Source organism: Pseudoalteromonas sp. NH0006-26 (assembly GCF_057552415.1).
The window spans coordinates 50,066-65,778 of the sequence record NZ_BAAJMJ010000014.1 but is presented as its reverse complement, the minus strand read 5'-3'; the positions used below and the strand labels follow the sequence as shown (position 1 = coordinate 65,778).

17 protein-coding genes are annotated in these 15,713 nt (G+C 39.8%); 6 read left to right on the top strand and 11 right to left on the bottom strand.

Translation table 11 applies throughout. The features are described 5' to 3' along the window. Positions 1-421 precede the first annotated feature (421 nt). Entirely contained in the window at positions 422-1,216 is a 795-nt protein-coding gene (locus tag AC27JR_RS16285; RefSeq protein WP_372860716.1) for a YggN family protein, read from the bottom strand. A 388-nt stretch (positions 1,217-1,604) separates the two neighbouring features. On the opposite strand from AC27JR_RS16285, the gene AC27JR_RS16280 reads away from it, so the two are divergent. Beyond that, on the top strand, positions 1,605-1,790 hold the full coding sequence (locus AC27JR_RS16280; protein ID WP_008108975.1) for a PA3496 family putative envelope integrity protein: 186 nt from the start codon (positions 1,605-1,607) through the stop codon (positions 1,788-1,790). Between the two features lie 120 nt (positions 1,791-1,910). Here AC27JR_RS16280 and AC27JR_RS16275 read toward each other — a convergent pair whose 3' ends face one another. From AC27JR_RS16275 to AC27JR_RS16265, 3 genes are all read right to left on the bottom strand, one after another. Next, positions 1,911-2,402, bottom strand: a complete 492-nt coding sequence (locus AC27JR_RS16275; protein ID WP_008468524.1) for a glutathione peroxidase — start codon at positions 2,400-2,402, stop codon at positions 1,911-1,913. 89 nt (positions 2,403-2,491) lie between these two features. Next, positions 2,492-2,791, bottom strand: coding sequence for an AzlD domain-containing protein (locus tag AC27JR_RS16270; protein ID WP_372860723.1), 300 nt, complete (start codon positions 2,789-2,791; stop codon positions 2,492-2,494). After that, a complete protein-coding gene (locus AC27JR_RS16265) occupies positions 2,791-3,492 on the bottom strand; it encodes an AzlC family ABC transporter permease (protein ID WP_008108978.1) in 702 nt (233 codons plus the stop codon). Before AC27JR_RS16265 ends, AC27JR_RS16270 begins: the two co-directional genes overlap by 1 nt. Positions 3,493-3,597: 105 nt before the next feature. Here AC27JR_RS16265 and AC27JR_RS16260 point away from each other — a divergent pair, with 105 nt between their 5' ends. After that, complete coding sequence (locus AC27JR_RS16260) at positions 3,598-4,254, top strand: cytochrome b/b6 domain-containing protein (RefSeq protein ID WP_487174167.1); 657 nt, start codon at positions 3,598-3,600, stop codon at positions 4,252-4,254. 52 nt (positions 4,255-4,306) lie between these two features. Here AC27JR_RS16260 and AC27JR_RS16255 read toward each other — a convergent pair whose 3' ends face one another. Further along, positions 4,307-4,759: a c-type cytochrome gene (locus AC27JR_RS16255; RefSeq protein ID WP_008108980.1), complete on the bottom strand. Its 453-nt coding sequence runs from the start codon at positions 4,757-4,759 to the stop codon at positions 4,307-4,309. 77 nt (positions 4,760-4,836) lie between these two features. After that, a complete protein-coding gene (locus tag AC27JR_RS16250; RefSeq protein WP_008468529.1) occupies positions 4,837-5,307 on the bottom strand; it encodes a DUF2721 domain-containing protein in 471 nt (156 codons plus the stop codon). 233 nt (positions 5,308-5,540) lie between these two features. On the opposite strand from AC27JR_RS16250, the gene AC27JR_RS16245 reads away from it, so the two are divergent. The 4 genes from AC27JR_RS16245 (at position 5,541) to AC27JR_RS16230 (ending at position 12,401) form a co-directional block, all read left to right on the top strand. Continuing rightward, on the top strand, positions 5,541-9,011 hold the full coding sequence (locus AC27JR_RS16245; protein WP_487174166.1) for a S8 family serine peptidase: 3,471 nt from the start codon (positions 5,541-5,543) through the stop codon (positions 9,009-9,011). 128 nt (positions 9,012-9,139) lie between these two features. Next, positions 9,140-11,311, top strand: coding sequence for a S9 family peptidase (locus tag AC27JR_RS16240; RefSeq protein WP_487174165.1), 2,172 nt, complete (start codon positions 9,140-9,142; stop codon positions 11,309-11,311). Positions 11,312-11,471: 160 nt separating this feature from the next. Continuing rightward, positions 11,472-11,837 carry a DUF4870 domain-containing protein gene (locus AC27JR_RS16235; protein WP_487174164.1) on the top strand — a complete coding sequence of 122 codons (366 nt, stop codon included), beginning with the start codon at positions 11,472-11,474 and terminating at the stop codon, positions 11,835-11,837. Positions 11,838-11,960: 123 nt separating this feature from the next. Next, positions 11,961-12,401, top strand: a complete 441-nt coding sequence (locus AC27JR_RS16230) for a YqaA family protein (protein ID WP_008468537.1) — start codon at positions 11,961-11,963, stop codon at positions 12,399-12,401. Here the strand turns inward: AC27JR_RS16230 and folX are convergent. The 5 genes from folX to AC27JR_RS16205 all read right to left on the bottom strand — a co-directional run bounded on the left by folX (position 12,378) and on the right by AC27JR_RS16205 (position 15,707). Continuing rightward, positions 12,378-12,734 carry a dihydroneopterin triphosphate 2'-epimerase gene (gene folX, locus AC27JR_RS16225; RefSeq protein ID WP_008108994.1) on the bottom strand — a complete coding sequence of 119 codons (357 nt, stop codon included), beginning with the start codon at positions 12,732-12,734 and terminating at the stop codon, positions 12,378-12,380. The two genes, AC27JR_RS16230 and folX, sit on opposite strands and share 24 nt — an antisense overlap. Before the next feature lie 3 nt (positions 12,735-12,737). After that, entirely contained in the window at positions 12,738-13,292 is a 555-nt protein-coding gene (gene folE / locus AC27JR_RS16220) for a GTP cyclohydrolase I FolE (RefSeq protein ID WP_008108996.1), read from the bottom strand. Positions 13,293-13,317: 25 nt separating this feature from the next. Next, the gene (gene folM, locus AC27JR_RS16215; RefSeq protein WP_131690252.1) at positions 13,318-14,037 is read right to left on the bottom strand and encodes a dihydromonapterin reductase; all 720 of its coding nucleotides are present in this window, start codon (positions 14,035-14,037) and stop codon (positions 13,318-13,320) included. A 127-nt stretch (positions 14,038-14,164) separates the two neighbouring features. Next, a complete protein-coding gene (nadE, locus tag AC27JR_RS16210) occupies positions 14,165-15,001 on the bottom strand; it encodes an ammonia-dependent NAD(+) synthetase (protein ID WP_008108999.1) in 837 nt (278 codons plus the stop codon). 73 nt (positions 15,002-15,074) lie between these two features. Beyond that, positions 15,075-15,707 carry a YceH family protein gene (locus tag AC27JR_RS16205; protein ID WP_487174162.1) on the bottom strand — a complete coding sequence of 211 codons (633 nt, stop codon included), beginning with the start codon at positions 15,705-15,707 and terminating at the stop codon, positions 15,075-15,077. Between the last annotated feature and the right edge of the window lie 6 nt (positions 15,708-15,713).

Below are 15,713 nucleotides of genomic sequence, written 5' to 3'. Positions count from 1 at the left end.
AATTATTTATCGTAAAAGAGGCGCTAAATAAACTTACAAAAAGAGCATTTTATAGTTTGTAAGCATAAAAAAAGTGCCTAGGTTACTAGGCACTTTGGAGTTAGTTGCGTTTTAAAACGCTTCTAACTGGGGATCGCACCATCTCATGAGTATAAATCTAAGAGGATGGGTTTAAATATGTTTGCAATTTGGGCTTACAATCATCGGCTTGGGCGTTATGTTAAGTGATCCAGAGCGAAGCGAAGATTATACTTTGACTTGTATTTTACTATGAAGCCACAAAACAACGCTGCACAGCAAGGGTAGATCCGCTCAATAGTCTATTATTTGAGTTAAATGGTTTTAAAGAGGGTATAAAACGCAAAATGCGGCATAACTTAAAAGTAAATGCCGCACAGGGAGATTAATGTCAATTTAGGGTTTAGTGCTGTTTAATAGTAAATAACTCATAACCCTTAAGTGCAGGAACTTGAGCGGTTAGTTGCGTTTCTTGTTGTGCTATTGCAACAAAATCACCACATAATGAATTTGCACGCTTTTCAAGTGTTTTGGCATGCAGCTCCACTTTTTCTTCTATTTGTGCGCCCATATTTTCCATGCGCTCTTCAAATGCTTGCATGTCACCGCCTGAACTCATTAACTCAGAACCCAATGCCACTAAAATGCTGCCCATTGATTCCATTACTGCTGATTCAACAGCTGTTTCTATTTGTTGTTCAAACTGCTGTTCAAAATTTTCACCAAATTGAGTAAAGCTTTGTTGACCCATCACAAAAGTACCTTGTTGATAAAAAGTGCCTTCAACTTCTTGATGAATATCCTCCATCAGGGTTGAAATATTATCGAGGCCGTCAATATTAAACGCATTGGCAACTTCTTCTAATGCCACACCTGCAATTTTAACCCCTTCAAGGGCAATATTAGCTACTTCAGGTAATTGCACGCGTAAATTGTCAGTGTAGTCGGTCAATGCTTGGCGCTGTGTACTATTTAATGCTACTTGCTCGCCATTGATAGACAGCTCACCTTCAGCGGTAAATAACATGCGCTGGTTATCGGCTTTAAAAATTTCTAACTCATTGGGTTTGATGCGTACATCGTTTTTAAATTCAACGTTACATTCATCGTTACTAAATGAAATTGAAGAGTCGCTATTGTTATGGGCCATTGCTACTGGGGTACACAGTATTGCGCTAACTAATAATAATTTTTTCATGTTTATTCTCTGTTTTTTTGCTGATGATAATTAACTCATAACAAGTTTGATGCCAATAGTTTTTAGTGTTTAAAAACAGTTGGTTGAGTGTTTTTGGCTGAGGTGTAGTTAAAAGCAAACTTAAAGGAAAGGCTAAGTTTTGGTCAAAATAACCAATAATTAAATGCTAATAAATAAAATTTATCGATACGATAAAAAACTCTCACTTTCCACAATTGAAATTTAGCGCTATTTATTCACAATACTGACACAGAGACTATTTAGGATAGCGATGTGGCTTTATTTTGACGTAAATTTGTACAGTGAATTTATGTTGAACATTTTAATTTCACCAATTATCGCGATATAAAAATCCGAGGTTGGTCTCAAACACTTTATGGAGTGGGTTGTGGGTAAGACATTTAGTTACGATGCGCTAGATGATGATTTTGTTGAAGACGAATACGAAATGGTCGGGCGTAATCAACACGACAAGAAAAAGCAAAAGGTAAAAAGAAAGTTAGAGGATTACCTTGAGCAAAAACGCTTGCGCAAAAACCTAGGTGAAGATGACTTAAACGATTATATTGATTAGGCTGTCGCTAGTACAAATAAGCGCCAACATATTAGCATTTAATCATTACTTAGGTGGTTGTTTAAAAGCGTTGTAGGTTGGCAATAAAGAGGCTTTGAGCCTCTTTATACTTTTTAAGGATTAAGCTTTAGCTTTGAGCAATGCTTTTTTAATTACTTTTTCTAGTTTTTCAGGTTTGGTAATAGGCGCAAAGCGCTTAATGGGTGTGCCATCAGCTGCTATTAAAAACTTTGTGAAGTTCCACTTAATTTTTCGTGTTAAAAATCCAGGCAGTACAGATTTTAAATAGCGGAAAACTGAATCTGTGTGCTGGCCATTTACATTTACTTTTTCTGCGATTAAAAAACTAACCCCATAATTTATTAAACAACCTTGCGCTATTTGCTCCGCGTCTCCGGGCTCTTGCTGACCAAATTGGTTACAAGGAAAACCTATAATGACTAAGCCTTGGCTTGCATACTTTTCATGTAATGCTTGCAACGACTTATATTGATAAGTGAATCCACACTCACTCGCGGTATTTACTATTAGTACAACTTTACCTTCAAACTCTTTAAAGTCGATTGGCTGGCCTTGCAGGCTGGTAGTCTTTAGCTGATGGAATGGGTGCATATAAATACGCTTATTATTGGTTTATTTTGCATAGTTTAACCTTTGCGTGATGATCTACAAAGTCTAAGTCACTTCTACAGCGCTTGCTGCTAATTTAAAATTAGAAATAGCCCCATACCGGCCAAGGTAGTTAAGTAAATATTATGAGTTTTGTAAGCAACAACAATAGCGACTATAGCTGCACTGAGATAAGGGTTTTGCCAGTTTAGGTTTATAACTTCGTCATTTATAAATACAATAGGCACCCAAATCGCCGTTAAAACCGCAGGTGCACTAAAGCTTAAAAATTGCTGCATTTTAGGCCCTACTTTAAATGGTAATGCGCGGTGTAAGAATAAATAACGAGTAAAAAAGGTAATACATGCCATTAGCAAAATAGTGGTCATCATTATTTGGCATCCTTATTTTGCACTAATCTGGTAACAGCGTAACCTGCGCTCATCGCGAGTAGTGCAGAGCATACTAACCACAATTCAAAGCCTGTACTTTTTAATAAAGTGGCACTGATCCCTGCAACAATGACGGTGACTAAAGTGGCTAAGTTTTTAATCCCTGGAATTACTAAGGCAATAAAAGTTGCTGCAATTGCAAAATCGAGTCCTAAATTAGTGAGATCCGGAAGCATAGTACCGGCTACAATGCCAATTAGAGTCCAAATATTCCACGCAATGTAAAAGCTAAAACCTGCGCTCAATGCATAAATTAAACGGGTTTTAGTACGATAGGCGCGAGGGTGGTGCGAGAAGGCAAACAGTTCATCAGTTAACACAAAGCTGACAGGAAGACGCCATCGCATGGGTTGCTCAATCACTTTGTGACGAACCGCCAAGCCATATAAAAAATGGCGAGAGCTAATAATAAACGTGGTAAAAAGAATGGTCAGTAGAGGGGTATTACCAGCAATGAGCTCAATTGCAACCAGCTGCGCTGAGCCTGCAAATACCAGTAGCGACATGGCTTGAGTTTCAAAAGGGGTAAAGCCATTTTGTATTGCTAACGAGCCACATAAAATGCCCCAAGGAATAACTGCTAAACACAGTGGCAGCATATCTAAAAAGCCTTTTAATACTGGTTTTTTAATTGATTGCATGTGTTTTACTCTGCGCACTGGTAGAAAGACTCATTAGGATACCTTAATATTAAGATGCTAAAATAGTTAGCGTTTTAGATGATACTGTTTTTTAGGGAAGGTGCAATGTTCAAGGTAAAAGTGTGGGATGGTTTTTTAAGAAGCTTTCATTGGTTATTAGTATTGAGTATTGCTGCGCTTTATTTTAGTGCTGAAGAGGCCATGATAGAGCTACATTTTGTGGTTGGCTTTTTTACCTTAGCGCTTATCTCAACACGGATTATATGGGGCCTCTTTGGCAGTAAAACGGCAAGAATATCCGCATTACTGCATTCTCCTAAGTCGGTGCTTGCTTCTTTTAGTGGCAAAAAAACAAATGAGGTGGGCCACTCTGAACCAGGTAGTTATATGGTGTTATTATTTTTTATCCTGATTATTACGCAACTGGTTAGTGGTTTAATGAGCAGTGATGGCATTTTAACTGATGGCCCGTTAGCGCAGTATGTATCAAGTGATACCATTGATTTTGCCAATTGGTTGCACCATATCAATTTTGATATTTTATTTTATGCGATTATTTTGCATGTTGTGGCTATTATTGCTTACAAAATTAAAGGCAAACCATTAGTCAAAGCAATGATCACCGGTAATAAAGCACTAGCAACACAAAGGTCAGAGCCAGAGACAAAGTCACCATGGGTTGCATGGGTTATATTTTTGCTATTACTAGTTTTATTAATGAGTACTTGGGGAAGTGAACCTTTAAGTTATCTGCTTAGTTAAAAAAAGTGGCGCTAATACAGCGCCATTTTTATTGTTAAATACACCGTATATATTAGTCTTTGAATTGCTTATGGCAATCTTTACAGCCTTTAGCCCATGCACCAAACGCTTTACCAATGACCGCTTTGTCACCTGTTTGAGCTGCTACAGCAAGTTCATCAGCATATTGTTGAAATGCTGTCGCTTTTTTCATAAATGTATCGTTTTCAGACCATACCGCAGGAAGTGCTGATGTATCACCCTTATCAGTGCCTGCATAAAAAGCTTCCCAAGGCATTTTAGACAATGCCGCTGCGTTATTTGCACGCTGCTTAAATTGCTCTGCATCAAAAGGAATTTTACCCTTTAGCATGGCACCCATGTCGCCTATTTGAACTGAAATCATAGAAAATGCAGCTTGGCGATACTCAATCGCATCACTTGGCTCTTTAAATGCAGAATTTGCAGATACGCTAAGTGCGCATGTAGATAGTAATGCCCCGATAAATACTTGCTTCAATTTCACTTTACTCTACTCCTTTAAGGGTTCTTTAATTATCTTTGTATCTTAGCTCAGGCTTTAGTTCAAGTTAAAGAGCGGTTTTAATCATTTATATCAATATCAGCAAATATCATTCCTCGACGCATGCTACGTGTCGCCAAGAATACCTCGCCAAGCAATGACATAAATGCACATATTAGTAATGCCATGGCACCAACAAAACAACTACCGATAGTGACACCTAAATTAACCGATTGTATGTGCGATAAAAATAACAACATAACTACGGCACATACTAATAATGCACTTAAGACACTTAAACTAAATGCAATATGGATACACCGTGAACGCTTTAGGAGTGCTCTCAGCTCAGTAGTTAAAGACAGGTTAAATACTTCATCAACACTGACCTTTAACTTTCGCTCTAACTGCCTTGCTCTGTCTGTAATACGTGCTAAGCGATTTGATAATACCCCGAGTGTTGCCGCAATACCGGTAATTAAAAAAACGGGTGCAACGGCTGTTTGAATGACCTTAGCCATAGTTAAAATATTAATTACATCGTTGTTCATTTTACTCTCAATTAAAACTGTATCATTTACAATCATTCACAATTAGTTTTTGTTTTTTATTACATTAAAATCAATGTTTTATGTTGTTATTTTTGTTGGTGTGTGCTTTTTTGTAACTTAAATGTAGCAATGCTGTTGCTCCTGCGAAGGTTAACGTTTTATATTCGTAGTTATCAATCAATGGAATTGAAACTAGTAAATACAATAATACATAACCTATCCTAGGGGAAACGATGTCTAATAATATAATTAAAAGAACAGCAATCGCGACTGCTGTATCAAGTGCATTTGTGGCAACACTTGCCAGTGCTGCGACTTTGCCAAATGCTACAATGACTAACAAGCAAGTAGAGCAAGTAAAAGAAATAGCTGCTGATAAAAAAGCGCCTTCAGCTCATATGATTGTTTTAAAAGCAAAAACTTCAGTTGATGCAGTGGCAGATGGGACTTACCAAGTATCATCTAACCGTGAAGTAACCGCTCAGGTTGAGCAGCTTCAGGACATAATGGCGGTTGAGCTTAGCAGCCTAGATTTTAATGCTAAGGTAATTGGCAAAACTAAAATTTTAGCGCCAACGTTAATAGTTCAAGCAACGCCTGAAGCGTTAGCAAAAATTGCAAAAGATGATCGTGTTGCTAAAGTTTTACCAATGTTCGATCGCGAGCTACATGTTGCAGCAAGCTCAGAATATATCAATGCAAAACCACTTATAACTGATGGAATTGCAAGTGGTAAAGGTCAACGTGTTGCAGTACTTGATACAGGTATTGACTACACGCACGCAGCGTTTGGTGGTGCTGGCACAGTTGAAGCTTATTTAGCAGCTCAAGCTGATCCAACATCAGTTGCATGGCCACAAGGCATTGTACAAGGTGGTTACGACTTTATACGTGATGATGCTGATCCAATTGAAAATGATGCCGCTAATTCACCTTCTACAGGTGCTCCAACAAACCACGGTACATCATCTGCAAACTCTGTAAATGGTATTGCTCCTGACGTTGAACTGTACGCTTACTCAGTGTGTGGCGGCGGTTGTCCGGGTGCTGCACAAGCAGCCGCTTTAGAAGCCGCAATGGATCCAAATGGCGATGGTGACATTTCAGACCGTGTTGATGTAATGAATATGTCATTAGGTGGTGAGTTTGGTGATACTTACACGGGTGGCGGTACGCAATTCCTAATTCAACGAGCCGTTGATTTAGGTGTAAACATGGTTATTTCTGCCGGCAATGACGGTGACAATCCATTCCGTGTAGGTGGTCCAAGTACAACACCTAATGCACTATCTGTAGGTGCAATGACTCACCCAACAACTGAAATCGGTGTTGCAACAGGTACTGTTGCTGGCGTTGAAGGTAATATTCAGCCATCAAGTTTTGGCCCACAAGAAGCATATACAATTTCAGGTGCAGATATTGATTTGGTTTACCCTGATGCGAATCAGAATGGTTGTGATGCGTTCGCTGCGGACGTAGATTTTACTGGTAAAGCAGTATTAATCGACCGTGGTACGTGTGCATTTACACAAAAAGTATTGAATGCACAAACAAACGGTGCTGAGTTTGTAATGATTGCAAACAACACCGACGATGGTACCCCAGCACCTATGGGTGGTTTTGATGCGGACGTAACTATTAAAAACGTAGGCATTAACTTTGCTGCAGGTGCAGCTTTAAAAGCTCAATTAGCTGCTGGCGGCCCTGCAACATTTGATATTAGCGTTGAAATTAAAACAACGGCAGGTGCGGTTGCAACATTCTCATCTCGTGGTCCTTCTATGGATGGGTTATTAAAACCAGAAATTACAGCGCCAGGTACGAGCATTGACGTAGCAGCAGCAGGCACGCAAACAGGCACAAACCCTGTTTCAGGCACATCTTTCTCTGGCCCAATTACAGCAGGCGCTGTTGCAATGATCCGTGAAGCGCATCCAGAGCGTAATGCGTTTGAGATTAAAGCAACAATCATGAATGCAGCAAACTTAAACGTAACTAATGAGCCTCTAGCGATTAATCCTGATTCAGAGCTTGCGCCAATAAGTATGATAGGCGCTGGTTTAGTTGATGTGACTAAGGCGGCTAACTTGCCAGTTGCTGCATGGGTTCATAATAGTGAGTTTGACACTAAACAAGCTGCACTATCTTATGGTTTAGTAAGTTTAGCTGAATCAGGTTCAATTACTAAAACAGTGACGGTTAAGAACTTCTCTGCAGATGCAAAAACTTATAACCTTCGCACAGAGGCACGTTACCAAAATGATATTGATACGGGCGCAGTTAGTTGGGATTTCCCTGAATCTATAACAGTACCGGCAGGTCAAGCGATTAACTTTGACATTACAATGACAGTTGATCCAAGTAAATTACCTGCATGGGAATTGGAAAATCCATTCAGTGCAGAGGATATTGCAGCAAGAAGCGCTGCATTAACATCAGTAGAGTTTGATGGTGCGTTAGTATTTGATGATGCATCTACAGATGGCGATCACGATTTACATGTTGTTTATCATGCAATGCCAAAAGCTGCGACTCAGTTGAGCTACTCACCTGAAATTGTTAACAATGAAATGGCATTGGTTATTGAAAATACAGGTCAAACTGAAATTTCTCCACAAGCTGAAAGTATTGTTGCAATGGGGACAGAAAAATCAGTTGAAGATGCTGAGTTTAATATCCTGTCTACTACATTCTCTGCATTCAATGCAGATTTCTGTGATTCAGGAATTTATATTACGTCATCAATACAACTACGCGATCCGTTAACTCATACTTTCCAAGCGGGTTATAGAATTGAAATAGATACCAACAATGACGGTGTATCTGATCAGTTCATGCAAAACTTAAATGACCGTGGTCGCTCAACTGCATTCCCAGGTCGTAGCCGCACATTAATTGGTATGACTGATGGCGCTGGTAATGATGCATGGCAATGGGGTACGCCGCTTTTCCATGCTGCAGGTGAAGACACAGTTACTTTCTCAGGCTGTTCAGAGTTAATGAATATTGATGCTTCGCTTCTTGGTGAGCAAATGAACTTCAAAGTATCGGTAGGCTACCCTAGTTACCAAACTGGTGTTTACAGTGAAACAGACAGCGTAACAGGTTCAACAGTATTTGGCGTACAACCAGCAGTTGAAATGACCTCTTATGAGACAGGTGAAGCAATTTCTTCACTTAAACCTGGTGAGAAAGCGGTTGTTTCTGCAAGCGGCCCGTTTGCATTATCGCAAGGTTCAGGTACTAACATTATTAAAGTAATGGCAGCTGAAGACCTAGAGTTACCAGACGTTGAAGCACCAATGCTGGTTGGTGGTGAGTTTAGTGTTTCTGAAGATGCAGCTGATGGAACTGTAGTAGGTGCGCTTACCATTGAAGAATCAGACTTAGACTTAGCTATTTCAGAGTACTATGTTCAATCTAATACAAACCTTGGTCTTGCTGTTGATGCAGAAGGTCAAATTGTGGTTGCAGATACCACTTTATTAGCGGGTGATACATCTGCAGAAATGGAAGTTGTTGCGATTGATGTTCGTGGTAATGTATCTGAACCTGTAATGGTAGCGGTAAGTATTACAGCGAAAGTAGTACCACCTGTAGTTGTTACTCCAGAGCCAGCGAAGAAAAGCTCGTCAGGCTCATTAGCTTGGCTAACATTACTAGTTGCGCCGTTTGCATTTATGCGTCGTCGTAAGCAAAAGTAGTGTATTAACTTAAATGTTATTTAAAGGGAGCTTCGGCTCCCTTTTTACATAGCTTCACAAACTAAATCTCCGTGCTATTAAATATTAGGTATATTTAATAAAAATAATAACTACAGAGATTCCAATCAATGAAACATACCCCATTTGTTCTTACTTTTATTTCCTTAGCTATTTTAGGGGGATGTAACAAAGCTCCTGACGTTGAGCAATCAGCAAAAATTGAAAACGCAGCTGCTCAAAACGCAGTCATGCCGCCTATTGCGAAGAAAGTACCGTATAAAATGACAGTCCATGGCGACACGCGTATCGATAATTATTATTGGATGCGTGATGATGAGCGTAAAGCTCCTGAGGTAATTAGTTACCTTGAGGCTGAAAATGCTTACACAGATGAAATGCTTGCGCATACAAAAACGTTACAAACTTCGTTATTTGAAGAGCTAAAAGGGCGAATTCAAAAAGATGATGATTCAGTGCCAGTTAAAAAAGGTAACTATTATTATTCGTCGCAAACTCGCGGCGATAATGAGTATGCTACTTACTTGCGCAGTAGTGATTTTGCAGGCACCGATCAGGACGTTATTTTAGACGTCAATGAACTAGCTAAAGGTCATGACTATTTTGCAGTTAGTGGTCTTAATGTAAGCCCAAGTGATAACTTAATGGCGTATGGTGAAGATACGGTAAGTCGCCGTGTTTACAACATAAAAATTAAAGATTTAAGCACTGGTAAATTATTAGATGACACGCTTGAAGGTACCAGTGGTTATGTTGTGTGGGCGAACGACAATAAAACGGTGTATTACATCAAAAAAGACGCGCAAACCTTACTTGGTTATCAAGTTTATCGTCATACGCTTGGTACACCACAAAGCGATGATGAGCTGGTTTACGAAGAAACAGACACAAGCTATTACACTGGTATGAGCAAGAGCAAAGACGGCTCAGAAATTTATATTTGGCATAGCAGTACTGATGCATCGGGTTTGTCAGTGCTTAGTGCAGATGATGTAAATGCTAAGCCAAAGCGTTTAATTGAGCGTGAAGCCAACCTTGAATACAGCATTTCAAAATTAGGCAATACTTATTACATTGTGACTAATTTAAATGCGGTTAACTTTCAGCTTATGAAAGTTGATATTGATAAAGCCGGTGATAAAGCAAATTGGCAGAGTGTGATCCCTGCCCGCGAGGATATTAAACTCGAAGACGTTGAGTTATTTGATGACTACTTAGTATACCAACAACGCGAAATGGGCCAATCAACACTGATTGCGCGTAATTTAATATCAGGCAAAGAGTTACCACTAAGCTTTAACGACAGTGCGTACACAATTAATGCGTACGGTAATAACGAATTAAACAGCGATACGCTGCGTGTTTATTACACCAGTATGACGACGCCGGGTTCATCTTATGATGTTAATTTGGCCACTGGCGAAAAAACATTATTAAAACAGCAAAAAGTGTTGGGTGACTTTAGTGCAGATAACTACGCATCAGAACGAATATTTGTAACGGCTCGAGATGGCATTAAAGTGCCTGTGAGTTTAGTTTATCGTAAAGACATGTTTAAAAAAGATGGCACCAATCCGTTGCTACAATATGGTTATGGCTCGTATGGAGCGACCATGGATCCAACCTTTTCTAGTACGCGGTTAAGTTTGCTTGACCGTGGTTTTGTATTTGCCATTGCGCATATTCGTGGTTCGCAAATGTTAGGGCGTCCTTGGTATGACGCGGGTAAATTACTGACTAAAAAGAATACCTTTAATGACTTCGTAGATGTTACTAAATCATTGGTAGCCCAAGGGTATGGCGATAAAGAGCTAATTTTTGCTCAAGGTGGCAGTGCTGGTGGTTTATTAATGGGCGCTGTAGCAAATCAAGCGCCTGAGCTCTATAAAGGCATGGTAGCGGCAGTCCCTTTCGTTGATGTAGTAACCACTATGCTAGATGAGAGCATTCCTCTGACAACTAACGAATACGGTGAGTGGGGTAACCCTAACGAAAAAGCATACTATGAGTATATGTTGTCGTATTCACCGTATGATCAAGTAAGCAAGCAAGACTACCCTAATATGCTAGTAACAACAGGCTTACATGATTCGCAGGTACAATATTTTGAGCCTGCCAAGTGGGTGGCTAAGCTGCGAGATTACAAAACCGATGATAACAAGCTACTGTTTAAAATTGATATGGAAGCAGGGCATGGAGGGGCGTCAGGTCGTTTTAAGCGTTTGGAAGACACGGCACTTAACTATGCGTTTATGCTTGATTTAGCGGGTGTTAATAAGTAATTGATACAGGCAAAACAAACAAGCGCAGCTATTGGCTGCGCTTTTTTATTTTTAAATATACACAAATGCTTTGCATTGGATAAATAAGCATTTACATTAAGGTGGCTAATGAGTATGAATGCCATTTTAGCGCAAAATAAAAACGATAAGGGAGAGTGTTATGGAACAAAATCAAGAGATTAAAGTGGTGAATAAAGATGACAGAACATGGGCTATGTTATGTCATTTAAGTGCGCTGGCAGGGTTTATCATCCCGTTTGGCTCAGTATTAGGCCCATTGATTATTTGGCTGATTAAAAAAGATGAAATGCCTATAGTTGATGTGCATGGTAAAAAAGCACTTAATTTTCAGATCACTATGGCTATAGCTTATTTTGTGTGTTTTTTACTTATTTTTGCAGTGATTGGTTTGATTTTGTTACCAATGGTAGCGATTTTCTCATTTGTGATGGTTATTATTGCTAGCGTAAAAGCTAATGATGGTAAAGAATTTACTTATCCGCTGAGTTTAAATTTAATAAAATAACAGCCATGCAATCTAGCCAAGGCTTTGTTTGTAAGATTGCAAAGCTGCGGCGTATTACGCTTGCTGTAGGTTATTAGCTTATCAGCGTTATTCCCTCGTTTTATTGTTAGCCATAAGGGTAACATGCTTTATATCACCTTATTTTTAACTGCCTTTATTTCGGCTACCTTATTACCCAGCTCGTCTGAAGTGTTAATGGGCGGCATGATAGTACAAGGCAATACTCACCTAGGATTAATTTGGCTTTCGGCAACTTTAGGCAATGTATTAGGCAGTTGCGTTAATTATTGGTTGGGAACACAGGCATTGCGTTTTAAAGATAAAAAATGGTTTCCAGTATCTGAAAAAGGACTTGAAAAAGCCCAAAAGCAGTTTAATAAATATGGGGTATATAGCTTACTGTTCGCGTGGTTACCTATTGTTGGCGATCCACTAACTGTTATTGGCGGCGTGTTTAAAGTGCGCTTTAGTATGTTTTTAGTGCTGGTAACACTCGGCAAAGGGCTACGTTATTTAGCTGTAATAGCCCTTGCCGTTGGATTATTTGTGCCAGTCGAGAGTTAGCGACACGGAGTCTGCAAAGCGCAGCGCATGGGGTTTATCCACCCGGGCTTTGGCATAATTTACACTTGGATGTGAGTGGCAAACAGCAAGGATTTCAGCAACTAGCTTTTCTAGCAATAAAAAGTGGCCTTGCTCAACTAAGCTAATCACTTCTTTAGTTATTACTTTGTAGTTAAGTGCTTGCTCTACTTCATCTGTTTCACAAGCTTGATCTGCCGGATAATGAATTTCTAAATTAATAACTACATCTTGTTTTTTCTCTCGTTCATCAGGGTTAAAACCAATAAACGTGCGTAGTCGTAAGTTAGTTACATTAATTATTGCGTTTGCCATACATTATCCTTTGATCAGCTGTAAAAACTCATTACGTGTTTTCGGATCGGCTCTAAAGTTACCAAGCATAACCGAGGTACGCATACTTGAGTTTTGTTTTTCTACGCCACGCATCATCATACACATGTGCTTTGCTTCAACAATGACGCCTACACCTTTGGCACCAGTTACTTCCTCGACCGCTTTGGCAATTTGATGGGTAAGTTGCTCTTGAATTTGAAAACGGCGAGAGAACATATCCACAATACGTGCAAACTTAGATAAACCTAATACTTTGCCATCAGGAATATAAGCAATGTGGCAACGACCAATAAATGGTAATAAGTGATGCTCACACATAGAGTAAAGCTCTATATCTTGTATCAATACCATGTCGTCAGCATCTGAGGTAAACACGGCATTATTCGTGATTTCGTTAAGCGTTTGGCGGTACCCTTGAGTTAGGTACTCCATCGCTTTTGCTGCGCGTTTTGGGGTGTCTAGCAACCCTTCGCGTTCTGCATCCTCACCTACCGCGGTTATAATTTTTTGATAGCTTTCTTTTAATTCATTATGCATAAGTTTCTCAGTTTTATTAGATGACTTACTTAAGATGGCGACCACCATCAACAGGTAAAGCGCGGCCTGTGATGTAATGGCTGTTCAGTAGTAGGTCAATACTATTGATAATTTCTTGGCATCCAGGTTCTATGCCCATTAATGATTTTTTCAATGTTTTTGCTCGGTATTGCTCATCATCGTGTTGGTTAAAAATAATCAATGAAGGAGCAATAGCGTTTACTTTTATCTGCGGTGCAAATTTAGCGCTAAATGATTTAGTTAAATTATCCAATGCGGCTTTGCTGGCCGCATAAGCAAGGTGCTTTGGGCTGCCCGTTTCAACTACATAATCAGTGAGATGAATAATATCTGCCGGTTGATTAGACTCTGCGTGGTAACGCATCAGCAAATCAGCGCAGTGTAAGTTGACTAAATAAGGGGCTTTGGCATGAATACGCATCATGTTATCAAACAATTGCTCAAACTGTGGGTTATTAGCTTCGCAGTCCCAGCTTGATGCGTTATGAATTATCGCCTTTAGTGATTCTGTATGTGCTTTAAGTAATGTAATAAAAGTACTAATACCCTGATCAGAACTAAAGTCAGCATAAAGACAAGTCGCCCCTTGTTGCTCTAACAAATCTACAGCCTCATGACGGGTACGGTAAGTAATAATGACCGCTTGCCCTTGGGCTATAAAATGCTGTGCGAGCGCAAGGCCTATGCGTTGTCCTGCACCAGTAATCAAAATAGGGGGTGTCATAAAATATAAAACTCTCTGTTGGCAAGCGTTAAGGTTAACCGTTAAAAATTTAAGCCGCTTATTTTCACGCCATTTTTACGAAATATATAAGCGGCTAGATCAGTTAAGTTATACTTATAATATTGATTTAAAAAGCATCGTATACTGTTGGGATCGGCTGGCGCTTATGTTGCGTGCGCTGGAAAATAGCAATCAGCGTTTGCTCCACATACTCTGAAACCGGCTTGCCTTCTAAGAAGTCATCAATCTCTTCATAGCTTAAGCCAAGCGCTTCTTCGTCAGTCAAACCTGGTCTATCACTTTCTAAATCGGCAGTAGGTGCTTTTTCAACTAACAGTGCAGGTGCGCCTAACTCTGTTGCCAGTGCTCTTACTTGACGTTTAGAGAGACCAAACAAAGGGGCTAAATCACAGGCGCCATCGCCAAACTTAGTATAAAAACCGGTAATATTTTCGGCGCTATGGTCGGTACCTACAACGAGTCCTTGGCAAAACCCAGCAATTTCGTATTGTGCAATCATGCGTTGGCGTGCTTTCACATTACCTTTAATAAAGTCTATTTTTTCTTGTGTTGGCAGAGGTTGGCTATTTCCTGCTAAAGTTGCCATTGTTTGCTCGTGCAGCGCGTCGGTAGCAGGCTGAATATTGACTGTCATACGCGTGCTAGGTTGAATAAAATCAACCGCCATTTGTGCTTCGCTTTCATCTGCTTGAACGCCATAAGGTAGGCGCACAGCAATAAATTGATATTGCGTGTCTTGGTGCTCTTGATTAAGTTCATTAATAGCAAGTTGGCATAATCGGCCACAGGTTGATGAGTCTACGCCACCACTAATACCCAGTACCAGTGAGGTTGAGTATGCGGCTTTTAAACGTGCTTTAATAAAGTCTATTCGGCGTTTAATTTCAGCGTTTACATCAATACTAGGCTGAACTTTCATCTCAGCCATAATTTCGGCGCGCATGGCCCGCTCCTTAAAGTTAAAAAGTTTTAATGCTCAAAAAAGAATAGCTATTATGTGATTTCAAATTACACAATTAAAGCCCTATATACTCTTTTATTTGTTTAAGTTGATCTTTTAGTTCGTCAATTTCAGCGAGTAGGTCATTGAGCTCTCGATTTTCTAGCTCGTCTGTCATGGTTTGTGTTGCTACAGGGTCATCGTTCTCTGAAGAAGGAGCTGCAAATAAATGGATATAACGACTATCACGTTTACCAGACTCACGAGGTAGCTTCTTAACATGGCTATTTTCAATCAATTGTGCAAGCGCTGCTTCAACGTCGTCAACATTGTTAAAATAAGCTAAGCGAGCGCAACGGGTTTTTAATTCACCAGGTGTTTGGGCACCTCGCAATAATAATAAACAAATAATAGCGCGTTGTTGTGCGTTAAATTGTAAGTGGCTAAATGGGGTATTACAAAAGCGATGGTCGTACTTAGATACGCGGCTACTGAGGCCTTCATCTTCTGTTACTAAGCGTAAGTCGATTAGCTCGGCGATAGTCGCCTGAACTTGCTGTTGACTTAAGTCGAGCACAGGAGCGCGGTTTGATTTTTGGTTACAGGCATTCGTTAAAGCATTTAATGATAGCGGGTAATGTTCAGGCGTTGTTGTTTGCTTTTCCAATAAACAGCCAATAACTCTTTGTTGTTCAACTGATAACTGCATAATATC

Bases quoted from the DNA above. Each gene is read 5' to 3' on its own strand.
- folX (WP_008108994.1), bottom strand. From the start codon at position 12,734: ATGGCAAACGCAATAATTAATGTAACTAACTTACGACTACGCACGTTT.
- AC27JR_RS16275 (WP_008468524.1), bottom strand. From the start codon at position 2,402: ATGCACCCATTCCATCAGCTAAAGACTACCAGCCTGCAAGGCCAGCCA.
- AC27JR_RS16285 (WP_372860716.1), bottom strand. From the start codon at position 1,216: ATGAAAAAATTATTATTAGTTAGCGCAATACTGTGTACCCCAGTAGCA.
- AC27JR_RS16205 (WP_487174162.1), bottom strand. From the start codon at position 15,707: ATGCAGTTATCAGTTGAACAACAAAGAGTTATTGGCTGTTTATTGGAA.
- AC27JR_RS16230 (WP_008468537.1), top strand. From the start codon at position 11,961: ATGCTTTATATCACCTTATTTTTAACTGCCTTTATTTCGGCTACCTTA.
- folE (WP_008108996.1), bottom strand. From the start codon at position 13,292: ATGCATAATGAATTAAAAGAAAGCTATCAAAAAATTATAACCGCGGTA.
- AC27JR_RS16250 (WP_008468529.1), bottom strand. From the start codon at position 5,307: ATGAACAACGATGTAATTAATATTTTAACTATGGCTAAGGTCATTCAA.
- AC27JR_RS16260 (WP_487174167.1), top strand. From the start codon at position 3,598: ATGTTCAAGGTAAAAGTGTGGGATGGTTTTTTAAGAAGCTTTCATTGG.
- AC27JR_RS16270 (WP_372860723.1), bottom strand. From the start codon at position 2,791: ATGATGACCACTATTTTGCTAATGGCATGTATTACCTTTTTTACTCGT.
- AC27JR_RS16240 (WP_487174165.1), top strand. From the start codon at position 9,140: ATGAAACATACCCCATTTGTTCTTACTTTTATTTCCTTAGCTATTTTA.
- AC27JR_RS16235 (WP_487174164.1), top strand. From the start codon at position 11,472: ATGGAACAAAATCAAGAGATTAAAGTGGTGAATAAAGATGACAGAACA.
- nadE (WP_008108999.1), bottom strand. From the start codon at position 15,001: ATGCGCGCCGAAATTATGGCTGAGATGAAAGTTCAGCCTAGTATTGAT.
- AC27JR_RS16265 (WP_008108978.1), bottom strand. From the start codon at position 3,492: ATGCAATCAATTAAAAAACCAGTATTAAAAGGCTTTTTAGATATGCTG.
- AC27JR_RS16245 (WP_487174166.1), top strand. From the start codon at position 5,541: ATGTCTAATAATATAATTAAAAGAACAGCAATCGCGACTGCTGTATCA.
- folM (WP_131690252.1), bottom strand. From the start codon at position 14,037: ATGACACCCCCTATTTTGATTACTGGTGCAGGACAACGCATAGGCCTT.